This window comes from Limosilactobacillus vaginalis DSM 5837 = ATCC 49540 (assembly GCF_000159435.1).
GTDB lineage: Bacteria > Bacillota > Bacilli > Lactobacillales > Lactobacillaceae > Limosilactobacillus > Limosilactobacillus vaginalis.
Genome location: NZ_GG693447.1, coordinates 1 through 444, shown reverse-complemented (window position 1 = coordinate 444; position 444 = coordinate 1). Strand labels below are relative to the sequence as shown.

Here is a 444-nt window from a genome sequence, read left to right as displayed (position 1 = left end):
GTTCTGCTTCCGATTAGAAACGTCAAGGCAGCAATCAGGATTGCAATCATGGTTCCTGCATATGATGACAATGTCGCCCCAAGACCATCTCTATGAGCTGAAAAAGAAACACCAGGAATGTAGTGGCGGAAAAGGAGATAGCAAATGCTTACGATAACGTAAGGAATTATTACTATGTAAACACCAGGCATGATTCTGTTCCGCATAATTACTCCTGATAATTAATCCTTAACTTTGCCCACCTGCCTTTTAAAACATTCCAGTATATCACTTTTCATTCTTGCGTAGCAATATGCCATCTCTTCAGCTATCTCAGCATTGGTGACCTTGTTCAGAGGCGCTGAGAGATGGCCTTTTTCTGATAGATAATGTTCTGTTAAAATATCTCCGGCCTCATCTTTTGCCCGCAGGCTAATGTCTGAAAATTGAGGTGACGGGTTAAAA

At 41.4% G+C, this 444-nt stretch carries 2 protein-coding genes; both read right to left on the bottom strand.

Annotation, left to right across the window (positions count from 1 at the left end; all coding sequences use genetic code 11):
- The coding region (locus HMPREF0549_RS09600) for a hypothetical protein (protein ID WP_445013410.1) at positions 1-206 on the bottom strand (206 nt) is incomplete at its 3' end.
- Positions 207-221: 15 nt separating this feature from the next.
- The coding region (locus HMPREF0549_RS08940; RefSeq protein WP_003717981.1) for a hypothetical protein at positions 222-444 on the bottom strand (223 nt) is incomplete at its 5' end.